This is a genomic window from Rhizobium mongolense subsp. loessense (assembly GCF_900099775.1).
Taxonomy (GTDB): Bacteria; Pseudomonadota; Alphaproteobacteria; order Rhizobiales; family Rhizobiaceae; genus Rhizobium; species Rhizobium loessense.
The window spans coordinates 1-20,833 of record NZ_FMTM01000013.1 but is presented as its reverse complement, the minus strand read 5'-3'; the positions used below and the strand labels follow the sequence as shown (position 1 = coordinate 20,833).

General features: G+C 57.6%; 17 protein-coding genes and 3 pseudogenes. 12 read left to right on the top strand and 8 right to left on the bottom strand.

Annotated elements, in window-relative coordinates:
• Positions 1–57: 57 nt before the first annotated feature.
• Positions 58–720 (top strand): GntR family transcriptional regulator, encoded by a 663-nt coding sequence (locus tag BLP23_RS28045; RefSeq protein ID WP_092588091.1) that lies wholly within the window; start codon positions 58–60, stop codon positions 718–720.
• A 145-nt stretch (positions 721–865) separates the two neighbouring features.
• Here BLP23_RS28045 and BLP23_RS28040 read toward each other — a convergent pair whose 3' ends face one another.
• The 3 genes from BLP23_RS28040 to BLP23_RS28030 form a co-directional block, all read right to left on the bottom strand.
• A complete protein-coding gene (locus tag BLP23_RS28040; RefSeq protein WP_022717815.1) occupies positions 866–1,087 on the bottom strand; it encodes a hypothetical protein in 222 nt (73 codons plus the stop codon).
• Positions 1,088–1,507: 420 nt separating this feature from the next.
• Complete coding sequence (locus tag BLP23_RS28035; protein ID WP_233426837.1) at positions 1,508–2,698, bottom strand: helix-turn-helix domain-containing protein; 1,191 nt, start codon at positions 2,696–2,698, stop codon at positions 1,508–1,510.
• Positions 2,699–2,969: 271 nt separating this feature from the next.
• Positions 2,970–3,557 (bottom strand): hypothetical protein, encoded by a 588-nt coding sequence (locus tag BLP23_RS28030; protein WP_092588008.1) that lies wholly within the window; start codon positions 3,555–3,557, stop codon positions 2,970–2,972.
• A gap of 382 nt (positions 3,558–3,939) precedes the next feature.
• On the opposite strand from BLP23_RS28030, the gene BLP23_RS34130 reads away from it, so the two are divergent.
• Positions 3,940–4,395, top strand: a complete 456-nt coding sequence (locus tag BLP23_RS34130; RefSeq protein WP_208603210.1) for a hypothetical protein — start codon at positions 3,940–3,942, stop codon at positions 4,393–4,395.
• Here the strand turns inward: BLP23_RS34130 and BLP23_RS28020 are convergent.
• Together BLP23_RS28020 and BLP23_RS28015 are read right to left on the bottom strand one after the other, a co-directional pair.
• Complete coding sequence (locus tag BLP23_RS28020) at positions 4,385–5,035, bottom strand: response regulator (protein WP_092588006.1); 651 nt, start codon at positions 5,033–5,035, stop codon at positions 4,385–4,387. The genes BLP23_RS34130 and BLP23_RS28020 overlap by 11 nt on opposite strands.
• A complete protein-coding gene (locus BLP23_RS28015; protein WP_092588005.1) occupies positions 5,032–6,432 on the bottom strand; it encodes a sensor histidine kinase in 1,401 nt (466 codons plus the stop codon). Before BLP23_RS28015 ends, BLP23_RS28020 begins: the two co-directional genes overlap by 4 nt.
• 278 nt (positions 6,433–6,710) lie before the next feature.
• Between BLP23_RS28015 and BLP23_RS28010 the strand changes: the two genes are divergently transcribed.
• Positions 6,711–7,466 carry a hypothetical protein gene (locus tag BLP23_RS28010; RefSeq protein ID WP_092588004.1) on the top strand — a complete coding sequence of 252 codons (756 nt, stop codon included), beginning with the start codon at positions 6,711–6,713 and terminating at the stop codon, positions 7,464–7,466.
• Between the two features lie 392 nt (positions 7,467–7,858).
• Here BLP23_RS28010 and BLP23_RS28005 read toward each other — a convergent pair whose 3' ends face one another.
• Complete coding sequence (locus BLP23_RS28005) at positions 7,859–9,772, bottom strand: diguanylate cyclase (protein WP_092588003.1); 1,914 nt, start codon at positions 9,770–9,772, stop codon at positions 7,859–7,861.
• A 274-nt stretch (positions 9,773–10,046) separates the two neighbouring features.
• Here BLP23_RS28005 and BLP23_RS28000 point away from each other — a divergent pair, with 274 nt between their 5' ends.
• The 9 genes and pseudogenes from BLP23_RS28000 to BLP23_RS27960 all read left to right on the top strand — a co-directional run bounded on the left by BLP23_RS28000 (position 10,047) and on the right by BLP23_RS27960 (position 19,309).
• Entirely contained in the window at positions 10,047–12,176 is a 2,130-nt protein-coding gene (locus BLP23_RS28000; RefSeq protein WP_092588002.1) for a bifunctional diguanylate cyclase/phosphodiesterase, read from the top strand.
• A 93-nt stretch (positions 12,177–12,269) separates the two neighbouring features.
• Complete coding sequence (gene minC, locus BLP23_RS27995; protein WP_092588001.1) at positions 12,270–12,992, top strand: septum site-determining protein MinC; 723 nt, start codon at positions 12,270–12,272, stop codon at positions 12,990–12,992.
• 32 nt (positions 12,993–13,024) lie between these two features.
• Positions 13,025–13,840, top strand: a complete 816-nt coding sequence (gene minD, locus BLP23_RS27990) for a septum site-determining protein MinD (RefSeq protein ID WP_022717826.1) — start codon at positions 13,025–13,027, stop codon at positions 13,838–13,840.
• On the top strand, positions 13,837–14,097 hold the full coding sequence (minE, locus tag BLP23_RS27985; protein ID WP_022717827.1) for a cell division topological specificity factor MinE: 261 nt from the start codon (positions 13,837–13,839) through the stop codon (positions 14,095–14,097). The genes minD and minE overlap by 4 nt, the downstream gene beginning before the upstream one ends.
• A 355-nt stretch (positions 14,098–14,452) precedes the next feature.
• Entirely contained in the window at positions 14,453–15,733 is a 1,281-nt protein-coding gene (locus BLP23_RS27980; RefSeq protein ID WP_092588000.1) for a DUF3422 family protein, read from the top strand.
• A gap of 475 nt (positions 15,734–16,208) precedes the next feature.
• Positions 16,209–18,065: an adenylate/guanylate cyclase domain-containing protein gene (locus BLP23_RS27975; protein WP_092587999.1), complete on the top strand. Its 1,857-nt coding sequence runs from the start codon at positions 16,209–16,211 to the stop codon at positions 18,063–18,065.
• A gap of 324 nt (positions 18,066–18,389) precedes the next feature.
• Positions 18,390–18,619: pseudogene (locus tag BLP23_RS27970) on the top strand (hypothetical protein); the annotation flags it as partial.
• A gap of 160 nt (positions 18,620–18,779) precedes the next feature.
• A complete protein-coding gene (locus BLP23_RS27965; protein WP_092587998.1) occupies positions 18,780–19,028 on the top strand; it encodes a CopG family ribbon-helix-helix protein in 249 nt (82 codons plus the stop codon).
• Entirely contained in the window at positions 19,025–19,309 is a 285-nt protein-coding gene (locus BLP23_RS27960; protein WP_092587997.1) for a type II toxin-antitoxin system RelE/ParE family toxin, read from the top strand. Before BLP23_RS27965 ends, BLP23_RS27960 begins: the two co-directional genes overlap by 4 nt.
• A gap of 57 nt (positions 19,310–19,366) precedes the next feature.
• Here the strand turns inward: BLP23_RS27960 and BLP23_RS27955 are convergent.
• Both BLP23_RS27955 and BLP23_RS34125 read right to left on the bottom strand, forming a co-directional pair.
• A pseudogene (locus BLP23_RS27955) lies at positions 19,367–20,536 on the bottom strand (ISNCY family transposase); the annotation flags it as partial.
• A gap of 116 nt (positions 20,537–20,652) precedes the next feature.
• A pseudogene (locus BLP23_RS34125) lies at positions 20,653–20,833 on the bottom strand (IS30 family transposase); the annotation flags it as partial.

Here is a 20,833-nt window from a genome sequence, read left to right as displayed (position 1 = left end):
TATATCGATGCGCAAGGAAACGGATGCTCCATCCATTTCCACGCACAAGGGGCTTTGATGGCAGAACAGGATACCATATCGGCGCTTGCGCCGCGTCTGGCGGAGGAGATCCGCGACATGCTGATCGCGGGCGAATTGAAGCCGGGGCAGCGGCTGTCGGAGGCAGCGCTCAGCGCCGGCCTGGATGTGTCGCGCAACTCACTGCGCGAAGCCTTCCGGCTCTTGACCAAGGAAAATCTCTTGCGCCACGAGCCCAATCGCGGCGTCTTTGTCGCCACGCCGAGCATGGCCTCAATCATCGACATCTACCGTGTGCGCCGCATGATCGAATGCCAGGCGCTTGCAAAGGCCTATCCCAAGCATCCGGCGGTGGCGCGCATGCGCTCGGCGGTCGAGCGCGCCAGGGTCGCGCGAGATCGCAAGGATTGGGCAATGGTCGGCAGCGAAAACATGGTCTTTCACGCTGCGATCGTCGATCTTGCCGACAGTCAGCGCCTCAATGCTTTCTATGCGCAGATCGCCGCAGAGCTGCGTCTCAGCTTCGGCCTTCTCGCCGATCCCGAATTGTTGCACGCCCCCTATGTCGACCTCAATGGCGCTATTCTCGAAAAGCTCGAGGCGGGATTGACGGCCGAAGCTTCTACGGCGCTCGAAGAGTATCTGATGCAGTCTGAGCGCACAGTTCTCGCCGCCTTCTCGCGGATCGATCCCGGCAAATGATCCCGCAGCCAATAGCCGGTCCCAGACCACGCACGCCGCCGGCGAGCCGCTTCGTCGTGAAGCAGCAGCGCCGGCGGGCTTGCCGAAGAATTGCTGGCACCATTTCGCGCTTGTCGTCGTGCGAAACGCGAACGGATACTCGATACTAATTTGCCGCAACTCTTCGCGCGAGCGCCATCACATAGTCATCGGCGATGTCGGCCAAGGTCAAAGCGACCTCCGGCTCCTTCCACCCCGCAGCAAGAGCCCTTTGCACGAAATCTTGAAATGCCGCTGCAAGGACCTCCTCGCGCTCGACGGCTCGATATGGATCACTTGCGCCATGTTGCGGGTTGCTGATCTGTATTGTCGGACGGGTAAATTCCATTGATATGCCCCCTGTAGGTTGCGCTATTTGCATGGAGAGTACATTTGTTCATGTACCCGGCTTCTCTCGTCTGAGCTGCTATTATGCTTCATTTCTAATAACTTAAGTGTCGCGTGTCGTTAGCCACGCATCCCGAAACTTGCAGCAGCGTCCATTTTTGCAATCAACGATCGTCGATCCGGAATTTTACCCTCGCTGGCGATGATATTCTGTCAAGCAAAGATGCCGACGGTCCCGCGGCGGGGCGGGCGACCAGTAAAAAGGCTTGATCGCGAGGAGGCCGCCGGGCTGTTTTGGACCTAAATCGGCTGGACAACGGAGCATTCGTTTATGTGGCGGCACACGATCGACGTTGTGCGCCAAGACATATCAGATCATCAATGCCACAGGTCGCCTGCTCTGATTAAAACGAGCCCTGGACTAGCGACTATGGCCGAGCGTCTTTAACCATTTGTTGAAGGAAGGAGCGCTCTCGACTTCTGACATTGGCGCAACAGCATGCCCAAGATAGAGCGGAACGGCTACATTTCTCGCCTCACGCGGACTGTAACCAAACTCCTTGCTGAATGCCCGGCTGAAATGGGCAGCAGAAGAAAAGCCGACAGCAAAGGCGATATCGACGATTTGCTGCCGATTGCTGACGTCACTCAGGGCGGCGTGAGCAGACAAAAGCCGCCGGCGCTGAATATAGTGATGAACTCCGCCATCCGGCTCGAACACCTGATAGAGGCGGGTGCGCGAAACACCGAGTTCCCGGCATATTCGATCCGTCGTGAGATCTGGCGACATCAAATTGCGCTGGACGAAGCGGCGCACGCGCTCCATCAAAGCTAAGGTGCTGTGTTGCTCGGGTACCGCGATATTCGAAGCCGATGCTGAAACGCAGGTCAAAATCATGTCACGTGTGGTCTGGACGACGTGGGGAAGGTCCACAGCAGCCAGACGTGAAAGGTTTGCCTCGACACCATCCAGATATTCGATCAGCAGTTTGGTGTAGGTTCCCGACAAGGCGATATTGTTTTTGATTTCGCTGGAAGCGGGAACATCGAAAAGCAGTTCGCGCGGCAAATAAAGCGAAAGGACACGTGCCTCGGTTGATCGGCCTCGAAAGGGATGGCCCAAAGAACGCAGCTCCACCTTTCCCGGCTCGCCCTCCGAGACATGCCCATCAACTTCCGTCCATGTCCGGCCGTTGCGCAGGACTGATATGTGCCAATGATCGATGAGATTTGACCGCACCTTTGCCTCCGATCGCATATAGCTGTGGGCAGGTGTGCTTTGTTGAACGACCAGCATGCCGCCGAGATTCCAGGCCGCATGATCGGCTACAAACTCCGCTTCTTGCGATGCGGAATCCGGACGCCGGATGTCTATAAGGGGAGCGACATAGGCTTGCCAGGCCGCAAATTGATCTGCCGGTTCCAGCCTGCGTGTGGAAAACAGCAATGGTTCCAACGCTGGCGTAGCCGGGGGCCCTTCATTGCTTGGTTGTGCCGAACGCGGATAACGACGGCGTTCGACCTTTACCGGCGCAGTATCGTCTTCCCGCTCGCCATTTTCGGTTTCGGCACCAGGGGGTACGGATGGTTCTTTGCGTCGATTATCTGACAATCTGGTCCCCCGAACTGGCGTCATGACAGCGCTAAATAGTCACCCCAAACCTGTTTTTGTCGCCGGATCCGCCGAAAGGGACGGAGAACGCTATCCCCTCCAACGACCGCACAGCACTGGCCGGCTCGGCAGCGTGCCATCTCTTGAGGCGTTCCAGTCTGCGAGGCCCGAACCGGCCGCGTCTGATTTTCAAGCTTGCTACCTCCGACCGTGCGGTCGACCCGATCAGGAACTGGTCTGATTCTGCCGATGATCCTGTTTAGGCCATTCTCTAGGTAATTTCTTGTCTAGATTGTGGCATGTGGAGGATGCACGAAGCCTGCGGGTCCGGTTTCGGCACCGGCGCATGAACCGGAGCGAGTAGATGGTCGTCGGAGTCGCCGGAAGTCGCAACTGTCGCGGCAACTCCATCTAACCAGCACGATGTTAAGCGGAGATTATCGGAACCTCCAACTTCATGCGGAATGCCCTCCCGATCCGTGTCAGGCGGTTCTGGTCTCCTGGCATGGTTGAACGAATTGGTACGCTCGTCCGTCAAGATATGTCCTGCGAGAATGGCATCGGCACTTCGCCCAGGATCACACGCCCGCATTTCCGCTGTCAGCAGTTTTAAAGCGTCGGCCAATTGCCTTTCCGCATTGACGGTCGTTGCCGAACCGGCTTCGCGTAATTCGCAATAGAGCTTTGCTCGCTCGTAAACCTCTTCGGCTTTGGCCAGACACTCCGCTGTCGGTTTGATGAGCCTCAAGGCGAGGCGCAGGTTAATTGCGGCCGTAAGCTCAAATGCAGCAGCCGAGAAACTCTTAACCGCGCCCGGGGGGTGGGTCCGGTTTAGAATCGTCAGCCATTGAGGGATCATTACGGTCTCCGGAACGCAACCTGGACATTAGCAAGCAACGAGAGTACGCGAGCACATATCTCTCGTGGGTTGATCATGCCCTCCCAGTCCTCATCTGTCCTCGGACTTTGGTCCTATCCGCAAGCCGACGAAGGTCGGATCCCGTGCGCAGGAAAGGTCTGATCTTCCTTTATCAGGCGCTTCCAGGGTTGACGGCCGGCATGCGTCATGAGCAATCTCAAGAACTTGGACTGGCCTTCTAGGCTTCGGATCTTGGGTGCTGCATGTAAATTTGCTTCGCAGGTTTTGCCCACCGCCTCCGAGCCGAATATTCGCCATCCTCCAGGTGCGCTCTTTAATTGACAAAGGACGTTGGGCGCTGACCCCGCGTCAGGTAACAGCGATGACTACGCGTCGGAATCTTCTAGCCACGTTGTGTTGGGGTTTGGTTGGTGTCTCCCTTTCAATCCTTCCCTACAAGATTGAAATATCGGGATCCGCGTTCGACGTGGCCAGCCAGTCTGCCCTGGCCAAGAGTGGAAACAACGGCAATGGCGGCGGGAACGGCAATGGCGGCGGCAATGGCAATGGCGGCGGCAACGGAGGCGGCAACGGCGGCGGCAACGGTGGCGGTGGCAACGGGAAGAGCGGCTCGAGCAACAGCTCTTCCGGAAAAAGCTCTGGTGCGTCGGCAAAAAGCGGCGATGTCAATTCCTCGCTCGAAGTGCTTCACGTCGATGGAATGAGCGAGGAAGTCAAAAGGGGACGCTACATTATGAAGGATGCGAAAGGACGCACGATCGTCAATCGGCGCGCTACTTTTGATGATGTGAAGCGGCTTCAATCATTCAGTCCCTGACCGGCTTTCGATCGATCGCATCGCGAAAGACCATCGCCGCCTCGGTCCTGTTATTGACGTCAAGTTTCGCCATGACCTGTGTCATGTGATGCTTGATCGTTTTCTCGTGCAGATCGAGCTTCCGGGCCACCTCCTTGTTGCTAAGGCCCGTCGCGACGAGCTTTAGGACTTCGTGTTCGCGGGCGGTAAGCGCAGCAATGGCGTCAACGTTGGAGGGCTCGGATGGATTGTGAAGCAACTTGGCAGACAGCGTTGGAGCGACGTATCCGTCCCCGTCAGCTACCGTGCGGATAATGTCGGCGAGTGCTCTGGAGCCGACGCCTTTGAGAACATAACCTTTCGCCCCCGCCTTCAAGGCTCCGGTAACATCATCGTTGGCTTCAGAGACCGTCAACATGATGATCTTCTGCGATGGTGATGCTTCAAGGATCGGGCCAATCGCGTTCAGTCCTCCCCCTGGCATGGAAATGTCGATGAGGATGATGTCGGGCCGCAGATTCTGTGCGATTCGCAACGCGTCATCCTTCGAACCGCCTTCGGCGATCACCTCGAAGCCATCGATCTCAGACAAGCTTCTCGTTACACCCTCTCTAAACAGCGGGTGATCGTCTATAACCGCGACCCTTATCGTTTCGCTCATACTTGCTCGGTCTCCTCGGTGTTGAGTGTCATCCTGACGATCGTACCTGGCGCCGCAAATGTGATCTCGAACGTCCCACCTAGACTTTCAACGCGTTCCCTGAGACCAGCAAGTCCAAGGCTGGTAGGTCCGACATCGTCGGGACTGAAACCTGGTCCATCGTCTGCGACTTCTACGCTGACGCGATTTCCCTGCAGACGCTGGATAACACGCTGGCCTGCGCCGCCGCCATGACGATATGCATTATTCAATGCTTCCTGCACAAAGCGGTAGATGCATATTTTCGCCGACGGCGACAGACAGACAGGTATGCTGGACGTCACCAGGTCGACGATTGTCCCGGTTCTCTGGCGATGCGCGTGAACACCCCGCTCCAATATTTCAGAAAGGCTCGCCGCCTCGATCTGCGGCAAGACCAGACCGCTGCAAATCGTACGGATTTCACGCATGGCTTCGTCGAGACTGGCCTTGATGGATGCTATCTCCCGCTCGCGGGTGACAGGAGAGGTCGATGCGCTGACGACGGTGCGGCTATCCAGGCGAAGCGAAGCATAAGCTATGAGTTGGGCCGGGCCGTCGTGAAGATCCGCGCCGATGCGCCGCAGATAGCTCTCGTTCAACGCGGTGACGCGTTCGGAAGCGCGCTGGACACGCTCCCGGAGAGCCTCGTTCTGGGCAAGCAAAGCGGACAAATCGTCAATCCGCTGCCTCAACGCATGACGCTGATTCTCGATCGTTCGGCTACCCCTTAGAACAATTGCCGAAAGCGTCGCGAAGAACACAAGCGTAAAACCCGCCACCGCGAGCCAGGTGTGAAGCCGTGCCTGGCTAAGGCTGTGCTGGAAGTCATTGGCAATTTCGTAAAACTCGGAAACGGCGACCACCTGTCCCGACCAGGGCTGCAGGACGGGGTTGTAGATCTCCAGAAGCGGTTTGCCGGCAAGACGTTCCACCTTATCCTCGACATCGTCCAGCTCGTTGAACTGAGCCGCCATCTTGCCGGCAAAGGCCGTCTTGAGCTCATCACTGAGCGGGAACTTCTTTCCGACCATGGTCTTGTCGTTCGAATAGAGAATAGTTCCATCCGAGCGCCACAAACGGAATGACAACAGCCGGTCGCCGAGCGCACCTTGCCCCAGCGTCTCGTCCAGAGCCCGTGCGACCGTGTCGTCAAGCGCCTGGCTCGTCTGCATGTCAGGCAGCAGCGGAGCAATGACACTGTCCACGTAAAGGGCAGTCGTTGCGGCAGAATTGCGCGTAACGGCGTCTTCGATCAAGCGAGTGACGAACGCCCCGACCAGAAGCATCGCTCCAACTGAGACAATGCCGCCAATCACCAGGAACTGCTTGGCCAGCGACTGCGAATTCCATTTTGAAATCAGGTTGGGCCGACGCACGAGTAATTCTCGGGGATTGGTCGCATTTGCGTGGGCGACCCGTTTCGATCTTGCAGATAACCTACCTTCTCCGCTGCGGCGGTCAATGGCGAGCTTGTCAAGCGTCCACTATCAGACGTTTGGAATCCATCCATCGGACCTAAGTCCTACCCCCTGTGGCATTGGTCTGAGGATCATGGAATCGCGCCGCCGCGCAAGCTATCGTTGCGTTCACTGAAGCCGCTCACCCGCGGCTGGCCGTGATTTTCATCGCCGCCGCTTTAACGAGGAGATATCGCATGCCTATCAAAAAACTGATCAGCCGGGGCATCCTTGCGCTTGCCATGACCGTCGCTCCACTTGCGGGCGCTACGGTCGGAATCTCGAACGAGGCTCTCGCCAAGGACGGAAATGGCAACGGCAATTCTGGTGGCGGTGGAAACGGAAATGGAAATGGAAATGGAGGCAACCGCGGCAGCGCGGGCTCGAACCATGGCAAGTCTGGCAATGCGCATTCAAAGACGAGTTCAAAGTCGGGTGCAAGCACGCCGACGCTCGAATCGCTCTTCTTTCATGACAAAAAGACTGGCAAGGCGACAAAGGCGGATAAGCCCGTCAAGAGCGGCAACGCTGCAAAGAAAAGCCTGAAGAGCACCAAATCGGACACGGTTGGGCTGAGTTCGTTGAACCGCAATTATCACGCCTACCTGAATTCCAACGACCCGCGACTTGCTCCCGTTGCGGCCTACGTCATGGCATATGCTGAATTCGAAAAGGTAAGCGGGCCTGATGTGGTTCCGACCGATCCGGCGCTGAGTGATGAGGCGTTGCGCGAGGCCCTTACCGGATTCACAAAAGGCGGCGTGGTGAGCGACGATGCCCTTGCTGAAGCCAAGGAAATCCTCGGCGTGGGACCGGCAGTCGGCAAGATCGACGAGATTCGCGAAACGCTGCCCGATCCGGAGCCTGTGGATACGGTTGAGGAGCCAGCAACCACGGAAACAACGACAACAGTCACGATTGTCACGGAGACGCCAGCCGAGCCGGCGAACTGATGGTCGGATACTCGCCGGCACCTAAGGTGCCGGCCGCGATTCATGCCGGCAGCGGCGAGGTCCCGCCTCTGACCACCACGCTGGCCCTGCAGATTCCCGTCCAGGGACAGCGGTTCTTTCGCGCGCCGTAATGCTGCCAGAGGCGCGATATAATCACCATCCTTCGCAAGGACGGGAAGCTCACATTCGCAAACCAATTGTTGGATTCAGGCGCAACGCGACGCGTCCAACGGTCGTGAGGGATCAGTGGGGATTCGGGCCAAATGGCTATGTTTACGGTGTGAGGAAGCCGTCGCTCTCACAGACGAGCAGAATTCGTGCGCTGGCTTGAAAACGGGCATCGGAAGATCCTGCAGCGCTATGAAAAGCGCATCAGGCCCTGGTAGCTGCAATCATCTTGAGCACGACGGCCCCTTTTGCCGACGCCCATCGAATTTTGGGGCACTCCAGGTGCTGATCTGGTTGCGCCCGTTGCGTTTGGCATCGTAAAGAGCATCGTCCGCGCGTTTGATCAGTTCCGACGATACGAGTTCGGAAGACGAGCTTTGCTTTGTCGAAACGCCGACACTTGCAGTGACGTACCGGAATTCGCTTCCCGCATGCGGTATTTCCAGCGCACGAAGACCCGCAAGGAATTTGCGGGCAAGCGCTTGGGCTGCGCCTTCGTCGGTTTCGGGCAGCAGAACGACGAACTCCTCACCACCAAAGCGGGCGACGACATCGGTGCGGCGCTTGACAACCTGGCGTAAACAATCGCTGACGGCTTTGAGACATTCGTCGCCGGCAACATGACCATAAGTGTCGTTATAGGCCTTGAAACGATCGACATCGATCAAAAGCAGGCTGAGCGGCGTCCGGTTTCTTGTGCTCCGGGCAAGCTCGATGACGATCGCCTGGTCGAAAGCCCGCCGGTTGACGATCCCCGTTAAAGCATCCGTTTCCGCCAAACTCTTCATTTGCTCGGCAAGTTCACGCAGCGAGTGCTCGGCCTGCTTCATGGCTGTGATGTCGGATACGACAACAAGTGCTTTTCCGTCTGTCGTCAATCGCGTCCGCAAGCTGAGCCAGCGGCCATCACAGAGGTTAATCTCCTCGTCCTTGTCCTGATGCAGGTGCGCGACGGCGTTGTCGAGCCAGTCGTCTGTCACTTCCTTGGGCAGATTGCGCCGCTCCTCTGTCTCCGCGACCTTCCGCAGAATATCTTTAATGTTGGCTCCGGGAATCCGCACCGGACCCGATAAGGGGAAAAGGCACCTGTACTGATCGTTACAGAATAGCAGCGTGCCATCAGGACCGAACATCGCAAATCCATCCGACATGCCGGCCATCGCGTGCGACAGCAGGTTGCGGCTTTCGGTCAGTTCATGCTCCACGCGCCGCTGTTCCGTGATGTCGCGCGTGGCGCCAGCAAGACCGATGATTTCGCCTTTTCCGTCGCGCAAAGGAAACTTGGACGTCGAGTAGCATTTTTCCTGCTCGCCTTCGCGAAGCTGTTCGATCTTATCGATCACGGGTTTGCCGCTGCGCACGAGCTCTTGCTCTTCGGCAAACAAGATTTCCGCGCGCCGTTGCGTTGCAAGCTGAAAATCAGTGAGGCCGATCATCTCTGCCGGCGAGCTGAAGTGATGATGTTCGGCGACATTACGGTTGACGATGACAAACTGGCTCTGGCTATTCTTGACGTAATGGTAGTCGGATGTCTGGGTGAGGGCGGCCGTCAACAGATCACGTTCGAGTGCAATGCGTTCGAACTGCAACAGGACAAGGCCGGAGATGATGATGGCGCAGGAATTCAAGAAGACAGCGGGTGCAATGATCGACGTAAGTGCTTGGCCACCGGCGTAGCCTAGCAGGACCAGTGTCGACCCCACGAGTGTTACGCAAACCGCAGCAGCCAAGAGCACGACATCGATGATTCCGACCTTGCGGTTTTGGACGACTATGTGAGCGCCAAGACCAACTGCGCCGATCAGCAGGATACCGGCAACGCCGTTGATGGTTCCCGCTCCGCCCGCAAATATCCGGAAGGCGCCTGCGACAGCCATCGTGGCAATGGCTGCCACCGGCCCGCCAAACAGCCCGGAGATCGCAATCAGCGACGATCTTAAATCGATGAATGCGCCGGAGTTGACAGGGATCGAAAGCAACATCGACGCAACCGCGCCAAGGCCCATTGTCAGACCAAAGGCGACCCTCGCCTGAAGCGCGGAAAGATCGCGGAATCGATAATAGAAATGAGCCCACAGCGACATGACAAGTGCAACGACGGCGAGGTTTCCCGTCAGTATCTGCCAGGTTGTGCTCATGATCGTTTCAGCAGCTCGAGAACGTGGATCAATTTGAACTTCTACGCTTTTTTTCTTTCGGGCAGCTTAACGCGTTGTCTGCATTGGGTTCCCGGTGGCTGGGCTATCATTTCGACGCCGCTGTCTGCGTTGGATGGTTACTCCTGTCGTTAACCACGCTCTTTAAGCGCGCTTACATCGTCGAATGCTAAACCTGAAATGCAGCGCATTGCGGACATGATGTCTCCTGCCGTCACATTGACATGATCCTTAAACACAGATTCTCGGACCCTTCATGTCGTCCAGCTTTGCAGCGAAATATGTTCGCGCTCAAACGTCCTGCATCATTGCTGCAACCATCTGTTTCCTTGCCGTCGCTCTTTTGCTGACGGGCCTGATGGCCCACGTTGTCGCGACCATGACCCGGTCGGGCAATGAAATCGACGATGCGCGGGCCACCCGTGCTGCAGGTGCCGCGATCGCAGCATTCGCGGCCCGCCTCAGCGGGACCGTAACGGACAATGCCGTGTGGGATGATGCTTACGCCGCCATTGCCTCATCCGATGCCGCCGCCTGGGCCTACGACAACTGGGGAAAGACCAGCGAGGACTATCCGCTGTATGACGGTGCAATCGTCATCGACCCCGATGGAAGGGTGATCTCTTCTTATGCGAAGGGCAAGTCTTTCCGGCCGCGCGAATATTTTGGCGAGGCCTTCGCGCGACAGAGCAAAGCTGCCGCGATTGCTAGCAAGGCTCCTCTGGTCAACTTCTTCAAAACCGAAAACGGTGTCGCGCTGGTCGCATCACAAGCAATTCAGCCCTTCTCAACAGATGCCGAGCTCCCCAGGCTGAGCGTATTGAGCTTCTACAAGGAACTCGCGCCCGACGTTCTAGGCACGTTCTCCACTGAACACGAGCTTGAGGGGCTGCGGCTTCAGGCAGCGGCTGAACCAGCCCTCCTGAGCGCCCCGATCAAAGACATGGACGGCGCTGCCGTTGCCTACCTTGTCTGGCCCAGCAAAGCGCCTGGAAGCGCGGTCTTTACAACTGTCTATCCCTACATACTGGCCGCCGCGGTCATCCTTTGCCTGTTTCTGGCAGCCGTCCTTTTCGCCGGCGCCTCCGAGGCGCGGCGCTTGCGTCGATTGGCGGATGTGGCGCGTTTCGAAGCAAATCATGACAATCTGAGCGGTCTGCTCAACAGACACGGCCTTTTAAATGTGCTGGAGCATCTCAGCAGCTCGGCTGCGCCGGAGGTGTCGCTTTATCTCGTTGATCTTGATGGCTTCAAGGCGGTCAACGATGCTTGGGGCCATGCGGTCGGCGATGATCTGATACGCATCGTTGCGAAGGCGTTGCCGACCTGCCACCAGGAAGTCTTTGCTGCCGCGAGACTGGGTGGCGACGAATTCGCTCTGGTGCAAGTCGGATCGGCTGCGCTCGGCGACTTCGAACAGGCAATTCTCAACCTCTTTACCGGGCCGTTCAAAATCGACGGGCGAACGATCGAAGTCGGGGCGAGCATCGGAGCCGCGACCAGAAGCGAGGACATGGCGCCTCTGGAACTGCTTCGGCGGGCTGACATGGCTCTCTACCGCGCCAAGGAAAATGGCAGAGGTCAAGCTGTTGGATACGATCCCGAACTCGACCGCGAACGGGTGCGTATCGGCGAACTGGAAGGCGAATTGAGAAACGCCATAAAGAGTGGAGCAATCGAACCCGTTTTTCAACCGCTCGTTTCTGCCGCCACGGGTGCGATCACTGGCCTTGAGGCCTTGGCGCGCTGGCAAAGCGCCGCCGGAAAGATCAGTCCGGAGGTTTTCATCCCGCTTGCTGAAAAATCCGGCCTCATAGACGCTCTCGGCGTTCATATGCTGCGTGCGTCGATCTGCCATGCGAGAGCCTGGCCCGGCCTGACGTTGTCCGTCAATGTCTCGCCAATCCAGCTGTGTAATCCGGACTTCGGGGCGCAAGTGATTGCGGTTCTGCAGGAATATGATTTCGACGCCAACCGCCTGACTTTGGAGATAACCGAAGGCGTCCTCATGACGAATCCTGCTCAGGCCAGCCGGTCCATCGACCAGCTGAAACGTGTCGGAATCAAGTTCGCGCTTGACGACTTCGGTTGCGGCTATGCGAGTATTGGCGCATTGCGGCAATTTGGCTTCGATCGGATGAAGATCGATCGATCACTTGTTTCGGGTGTGGAAGACGCTGAAAACGGGATTGAGGTACTTCGCGCGACCATCTCCTTGGCAACGGCTCTTAATATTCCCGTTACCGCCGAGGGCATCGAGAATGCCCGCCAGGCAGCGATATTGCGTGATACAGGATGTGACCAGCTTCAGGGATATCTCGTCGGAAAGCCCATGTCGGCATGGGAGATTTCAGAGAGACTTCGTCTAGAAGATCCAGCGGCATGACATTGCCCAGCGGCTGCGCAAACCTTTCTTAATACTGTTAACTTTTTGTTAACCATGGCCGCGGTAGACATGGTCAACGATTTCTTAACATAGATGACCAAAGTGCTAACTGACGCTCGCTCTATCCGCATCAAGGGCCGCTCTTTCCTCGCGGTCATGCTTTCTCCAGATCTCCCGCTCGATGATTGGCTGGCGAGGCTGGATGATCTCGCAGCCCGCTCAGCCGGATTCTTTTTGGGCCGGCCCATCGTGCTTGATGTCACGGACCTGCAGATCGACCGATCGCAGCTGAAGGATCTTATTGCGGAATTGACGCAACGCAATGTGAGCGTCATGGGAATCGAGGGCGGGCGGCCGTCAATCCTTGGGCCCGGCATGCCGCCTGCACTGAAGGGCGGACGGCCGGTTTCCGACTTTGAGCTTCCGAAAGCGGAGCCAATCATCGATCTGCAAAGCAAGCAGCCGGCAAGCGAAGCGCGTCCGGCACTCCAGTCCATTGTGATTCGGCAGCCCGTGCGTTCAGGTCAGTCAGTGATTTTCCCGGAAGGCGATGTCACCATCGTCGGTTCTGTTGCCTCCGGTTCGGAGATCATCGCCGGCGGTTCGGTCCATGTTTATGGCACTTTGCGGGGCCGGGCCATGGCGGGGTCGGTCGGCAATGCGTCCGCGCGGATCTTCTGCCGAAAGCTCGAGGCAGAGCTAGTCGCGATTGATGGCGTCTACAAGACCGCCGAAGACATGGCCTCGAACCTTCGAGGACAAGCTGTCCAGCTCTGGCTGGAAGACGACACGATCATGGCAGAGAAACTTATCTGAGCCGAAAGCCGGCTAGGACACAGGAGAGCAAGATGGGGAAAGTCATCGTCGTCACTTCAGGCAAAGGCGGAGTTGGCAAGACAACTTCTACCGCCGCGCTTGGAGCGGCTCTGGCGCAGAGGAACGAAAAAGTGGTCGTCGTCGATTTTGACGTCGGGCTGCGCAATCTCGATCTCGTGATGGGTGCGGAGCGAAGGGTCGTCTACGACCTGATCAACGTCATACAAGGCGATGCCAAGCTCCCCCAGGCGCTAATACGCGACAAGCGACTCGAGACGCTGTTTCTGCTCCCGGCATCGCAAACACGCGACAAGGACAATTTGACGCCTGAGGGTGTCGAACGTGTCATGACCGACCTGAAGCGCCACTTCGACTGGATCATCTGCGATAGCCCCGCAGGCATCGAACGTGGGGCGACCCTTGCGATGCGCCATGCCGATATCGCCGTTGTCGTCACCAACCCCGAAGTTTCTTCGGTCCGTGATTCGGACCGCATCATCGGCCTATTGGACGCCAAGACAGCCAAGGCAGAACGCGGCGAGCGGATGGAGAAGCATCTGCTTCTGACCCGCTACGATGCCAACCGAGCCGAACGGGGCGATATGCTCAAGGTCGATGACGTCCTGGAGATCCTTTCCATTCCGCTGCTAGGCATTGTTCCCGAAAGCATGGATGTTCTACGCGCCTCCAATATTGGCGCACCTGTAACGCTCGCTGATAGCCGCTGTGCACCCGCGATGGCATATTTCGATGCCGCCCGCCGGCTTGCCGGTGAGGAAGTTCCGATCACAATCCCCGGGGAAAAGCGCGGTCTCTTCGGCAAGATATTCGGACGGAGGGCCGCATGAACATCTTCAGTCTTTTCGGCAAGAAGAAAACCGCTCCTGCGGCCCGTGAACGCCTGCAGGTGCTTCTGGCCCACGAACGCTCGTCGACGGGTTCAGACCTTGTATCGCTGCTGCGCGAGGAAATCCTTGCGGTGATTGCCAAGCACGTACAGCTCGACAATGACAAGGTCCAAGTAAAGATGGATCGCAATGAGCACGTGTCGATTTTGGAAATCGACGTCGAGATCCCATTGAAGGCAGCTGCGCAAGCTGCTTGAAACGGCCAAAGATGCCGCACGCCTGCATAGTGTGGTGGCGTATTGAGAGCTGGGTAGGCGAGGGGAGGGCGGGAGCCTGCCGCGACGGTGGCTGTCGGCTGCCCGAAGACGCCGCCCTCCCGCTGCCGCTTCCGGCATATCGTTTGGGGCCTTCGTGTGCAGGTCGGCTGATATGATCCGCATTGCGTGCCGAAGTTGGCCGGGGGAGGCAAGTCGCGAGGCGGCTTACACATTCGTCGTTTAGGCGGACTGCTGCCCTATAATCGATTAAACTCGACCTAGCTTAACAAATTGATTTACATGACATTTGCGGCATGGCAACGGGTGAGAAACTCAACTGTTGCCTGGGGGTCAAATGAGCAGGGGTGTTTTTGCTTTCAGACCGGCCGCTCTTCGTGAAAGAGCGGTGGGCGAAATCCACGCTCGGCCATACGCCCTTATTTCGGTGCCTCGCGTCATCTTTCAGCTTGCTTTCTTGACGGACAGCGGGCCCGAACAGGATCATGATATCGTAAAGCGGCTCTCCCAATCGAGCGGATCGCCGCCTCCGTCTCACGAAACCAATCACCATGCGATCAGCTGGGGACAAGGAACGCTGAGATGGGAACGCCACACGGAATTCTCGACCTATTTCTGGGACAGCCCCGCTCCGGAAAAGTTCGGGGCTGAGATCCCCGTGCATCCATTCGGTGACGGATTTTCGCAACCCGGACCCTTCATCTCGGGAATACGACTGGAGATCAGACCTGACACTGAAGAGACACAGAAGGACCTCGCCGTTTTCGATCGGACGAGCCTTTGCCGCAGTGACCTCAGAAGCGGGGAGGCCACCATTCTTACGGATTTCCGTCCAGATGGGGATGGCCTGACAAAGATCCTCGTTATTGACCGCGGTCTATCCGACAGCTCGCGTGGCGCGCTCGTTCAGAAGCTTCTGGACATTGAGACCTATAGAACACTTGCAATGATGGCATTGCCTTTAGCACAATCGCTGTCACCCGAGATCCGCCGGATAGAAGCTAGCCTGACGGCGGTCACTCAGCGGATGAAGCAGCACGCTCGCGACGAAGCCGATCCACTGCTTGCCGAAATTACCCGTCTGGCGGCCGAACTCGAAGCGAATGCTGCGATGAGTCTTTACCGGTTCGGTGCCAGCCGGGCCTACTACGAAATTGTCCAGGAGCGCATTCGGGCGCTTGCCGAAACAGCGACATCCGGGAGCGAGAGCCTTGGTGCTTTCTTGGAGCGGCGCCTGGCACCGGCGATGCGAACCTGCCAATCCATAGAGGAGCGTCAGGCAAATCTCTCGCGCAAACTGGCTCGTGCCACATCCTTGCTAAGGAGCTGGATCGATGTTGAGCTGGAGCGGATCAACATGACGCTGCTAAACTCCATGGACCGCAGGGCAAAAATGCAATTACGCCTGCAGCAGACCGTTGAGGGCCTCTCCGTTGCTGCCATATCGTACTATGTCGTCGGACTGATTGGATATGTCGCCAAAGGAGTACACTTGTTTGGCATCGAGTTTGGATCAGAAATTGTGACGGCAATCTCCGTGCCTGTCGTCGTCTTGGGAATTTCGCTTGTCGTGCGGAATATCAGACATGGCCACTTGGAGGAAGACGACACGCGATAAAGGAACCACCCCAGGTTGGCGAAGACGATCACTGTCAGATTTGCCCGACATAAGAATGGCATCTGCACTCTGGTGGCAAATATTCGTCGAGCGTAGCCTGATGCGGATGGCCATATCGTCGTGTTACGTCTTCTCGAGTGGGAGGTAGCATACCCTATCTGGTCTTGTTGTGACGTGGTTGCCATCGGACATCTACGAACTCGAAAGAGATGGCCGAGCTCCAGGCAGTGAGTTTAGACTTGCCAGTTTATCAAAGTCGGCCGCTGAGAATGTTCGTAGAATTTCCAGCAGAAAGATTTTTCGTCCCTGGGTTGATCCAGAAAGACCATCGGATCGCGATCCCACGGCGGCATAGCAGTCCTCAAAAGAATAAAGTCCTCTGCGAAGCAGCCATTAACTACTCTGTAGCTCGCGTGAAACATGGGACGAATTCATGTATAGTGTTTGCCGCACAATTCATGGTGGGAGCCAAGTCATGGAGCGCAGATTGTCTGCAATCCTGGCCGCCGACGTGGTCGGATACTCCAGACTTATGGAGCGAGATGAAGCGGGCACCTTTGACCGTCTTCGAGCGCGACGCACTGAGCTTTTTGAGCCCGAGATTGCGAGCCATCATGGGCGGGTCTTCAAGCTCATGGGTGACGGCCTCCTCGCGGAATTCGGAAGCGTGGTCGACGCTGTCGAATGTGCCGTGTCTCTCCAGCGCGGAATGGCAGAGCGCAACGCTTCTGTAGCCGAGGCGGAGAGGTTCAACGTCCGCATTGGCATTAACATCGGCGAAGTGATCGTGGATGGCGACGACCGGTATGGCGAAGGCGTGAACGTCGCGGCCAGACTGGAGCAACTCGCGCTTCCAGGCGGAATCTGTATTTCAGGTAAGGTGGCGAAGGAGGTTGAGAAAAAACTCGCGTTTCGTTTCGACTCCGCAGGGCGACAGAAGGTTAAGAACATCGAGGAACCTATCGACGTCTACCACGTCCGCATCGACGCCCCGTCCCGCCGACGCATTCTGCACAAGCGCGGGATCAGCCGATTGTGGTGGGCACTTGGAGTCCCGGCAGCCATCGTGGTCGTGCTGGCCGCCTGGATGGCGCTGTACTATCCGCGGACAGTGAGCTCTCCTCCAGTTTCCAGTACGATCCCATCTGTCGCTGTGCTTCCCTTCAAGGATCTGAGTGCCGACAAGAGCCTAGCTTACTTGGGTGAAGGAGTGGCGAACGACGTCATCGCCATCCTCTCGCGCTTTTCTGACATTGCCGTGGTCTCGCGAACGTCGTCGTTTGCATATGAGGACAAGGAAGGCGACATCCGCCAGATCGGCAAGGAGTTGGGCGTTGGCTATGTCGTCGAGGGCAGTGTGCGCAAGGAAGGCGATAGGGTGCGCATTGTTGCGCAACTCGTCAACGCCAAGACTGGGGACCATGTCTGGGCAGACCGGTTCGACAAGTCCGGAACCGACCCGTGGGCGCTCCAGGATGAGTTGACCGGCAAGATCGTGGGGGCGATGACGGGTGAATTCGGAGCCATTCGCAAAGCGGATTACAGTCAGGCTTGGGGTAAGGACAGCACCAACCTCGCGGAATACGACTACTACCTGCGCGCCGAAAGCCAGTTGAACCTTTACACGAAGGAAGGTCTCGAGCGATCAGGTGAAATTTCACGCCAGGGGCTGCAGGCGTTCCCAGGCTCCCCCTTGCTGACCGTGGAGCTGGGTTGGTCTCACTGGTTAAAAGTTGCGTTGCTCCACAGTGCTAACCCGCAGGAAGATCTTCAGGAGGCGGAGCGGTTAGTGAACAAAGTCCTCGCAAACAAGAACCTAAGCCCGCAGGTAACGAGACTGGCAAACTGGCTCAACGCTTGGCTCCTGACGCTGAAGCGGGATCATGACGGGGCCGTTGTGGCAATGAACAGGGCCATCGCGGCGGCACCGTATAACGCCTTCACGCTCACGGATGGAGGAAGCATTTTTTTACAGGCCGGTCAGCCGGAAAAGGCATTGGAGTTGACTGCCGCTGCCGCCGCGCGGGATCCGGGATTGTCGTGGTTCGTTAATTACGTGCGAGGTTTCATCTTTATCGTGCTTGGTAAGAACGAAGACGCAGTTGAGGCGCTGAAGACCACGGAATTCGCTGACGCTCCATTGCAACTAGCCATCGCGTACATGCGTCTCGGGCGCCAAGCGGACGCTCGAGCTGCCGTCGAGAAGATGCTCAAGTTAGCTCCGGGGGCGACGATCCAGTCGTGGCGGCAGACCTGGAACTTCCGAGATACTTCCATTCTCGATCAAGCCGCCGCAGACCTTGCGCGCGCCGGTCTTCCGAGTAGTCCGTAGGACATTCGCATGCGAATCTGGCCGAGCTTGGGCGCTATCAACTAACAAGTTTGGCGAACTGAGCACACTATCTTTTTTTTGGCTACACCCATGTCAAGGCTGAATAGGGCTGCGAGTTCGCCAGCCAGTTAGAAACGCGACACTGGCACGCGGCTCGCTCTGCCGGTCAGCCCCCGATCCGACCGGCTGGGCCGGGTTGAAAGGGCGGAGCGGGGGCGGGTGAGAGGCACCCCTTCGGCTTTAGCTTTCTCAGTAGCAATTGTTCCGTCGCCGGTTGATACTCACTTCCACCTGAATGGGGCGGGGTAGGAACAAAGCCGCACGATGCTTCCGGAAATCAACCTGCAAGGTGACGTCGATGTCGCCGCGCTGTCACCACTTCTTCGCGGCATGCTTCTTTCGGTGGCCTATGCTGACGAAGAGGTGGCATAGGTTTGACGGCGACCGGCGCCATGAACCGCAAGTTCGTGCATTGGGCCGCTGTGCACTTCCTCTGGCCAGGATTCACAGCCGACGACCTCTACAGCATGAACAAGGTGCTCAATGAAAGCGACCGACGGCTCTAACCATTGAGCTACAGGCCCCACCAGCACGTTTCTAAGCACAGAAAAACCGGATCAGTCGCGTAGCGGATGCTTTGAAGAAGTGTTTTGAACCTTGACGCACCAGTGCGGTTCATCGATAATCAAAGTGAACCAAGGAAGGTTAGATCCCATGACCGCTGCGTTTACCGTGCGTGTAAAAGATGAAACCGCGAGCAAGCTGGATCAGCTCGCTGAGAAGCTGGATCGGTCCCGCTCTTATATGGCTGCAGAGGCCATCGAAGCTTTCGTTGAGCAGCAGGAATGGCAGCTTGCCGAGATTGAAGCCGGGTTGACCGATGCCGACCGGGGTGAGTTCGCCAGCGATGAAGATGTGGCGAAAGTCGTCAGGAAGTACGTCAAATTTGCCCGCCAATCATGAAGCGTATTCGTTGGACGCTGCGGGCGTTGCGGCGACTTGATGAGATCGGCGCGTATATCGAGAAAGACGATCCGGATCCGGCGGCTCGCGTCGTGGCGCGGATTGTCACTGCCGTGGATGCGTTAACGGAGTACCCTACCAGTGGGCGGCCTGGTCGTATCAAGAGCACGCGCGAGCTCGTGCTGGCCGACATTCCCTACATCATTCCCTACCGCATAAGTCGAGACGTCGAGATCCTCACCGTCATGCACGCCCACCAGCAATGGCCGCAGGTTCTCTAGTCACGACCAACAAAACGCGTCGACGCGATGAGCGATGATCCGCTCATCAGCCTGCCCGGTGATCGCCGCATGTGTCACCCGCTGGTCCTTGTCGAATGTCGTGTAGGGCAGGGAATGCCCCTTCCAGCGCACATCCAATCGACCATCGGCATAGGCATAGGTCTCGACATAGCGACCCGCCAGGCCGCGCGTCACCTCGGTCTCTTCCAGCATGATCCGCTGGCGCTCGAACGAGAACGTCAGCTGCGCTCCGACATAACGCTGCTCACGCTTGCACAGGATCTCCTGTAGCCGCTCCGGTGCCAGATTCATCGGCCGGTGCAGGTCTTCGGACCGGGCAGGGACGATTGCGAAGCGTTGGTTATAGTACTCCATGAAACCAGGCAAAAACGCATTGCCAGTCTCCATGTCGCAGATGCCCGCCAGCCGTAATTCCTTGACCAGCCGATCCTGCAGCGTCCGGTTCATCCGCTCGACGCGACCTTTGGCCTGACTCGAATTTGCACAAAGAATCTCGATGTTTAACTCTGAAAGCGCACGCCCGAACTGGGTCATGCCCTGGCCACCCTTGGCGTCCTTCTTCGCCACCCGAAACACCGAATGCTTGTCGGAATAGAAGGCCACAGGCGCGCCGTGATGCTTCAGATAAAGCGCCAGCGCCTCGAAATAGCTGAAGGCGCTTTCCGAGCGGACAAAGCGCAACTGCATCAACCTGCCGGTCGCATCGTCGACGAACACCAGCAGCGAGCACGGATCACCACGATCCTCGAACCAGCGATGCTCGGACCCGTCGATCTGTACCAGTTCGCCATAGGCTTCACGCCGCAAGCGCGGCTGATGAAACGTCCGCCGCTGCTTGCGTGATAGCCACAGGCCAGCATCCACCATCCATGTGCGCAGCGTCTCGCGCGACACCCGCAATCCATCGCGTTCGGCAAGCTTCTCGGCCACCAGCGTCGGACCGAAATCCGCATACCGTTCGCGCACCAGCGTCACGGCGTAATCCCGAACACCGTCGCTGATCCGGTTGTTCGACGGCCGACCGATCGCCTTGTGCCGGATCGATGCCGCACCGCCAGTGCTGATCCGCTCCAGCAGACGACGCACCTGGCGCGTACTCAGATCCAGCACATGCGCCGCCGACACCAGCGTCATGCGGCCGTCGATCACTTTCAACAAAATCTCGATCCGCTGCAGATCACGCTCGCTCATCGCAATCAGTCCCATCCGCAATCTCCCAGGTCATCAAAACCCGGGGAGAGTGACATTCTTACTTTGCAGAAACAGGACACTTTAACTTTGCGGTGTGAGTTCAAGCCGAATTGCGACCTGCACGTGTGACGCTAACCGACACGTCGCATTTGCGCGAGCAGTTTCTTGCGGAAGACTTCCGCGGGCGTTCGGTAGCCCAGGCACTTCCGCGGCGTCGAGTTGAGCCGGTCGCAGATGTCTCTCAGCTCGCCGTCGCTGATCGACAGGGGATCCACCTCTCGCGAAAGCCATTTGCGAACCCGGCCATTGGTG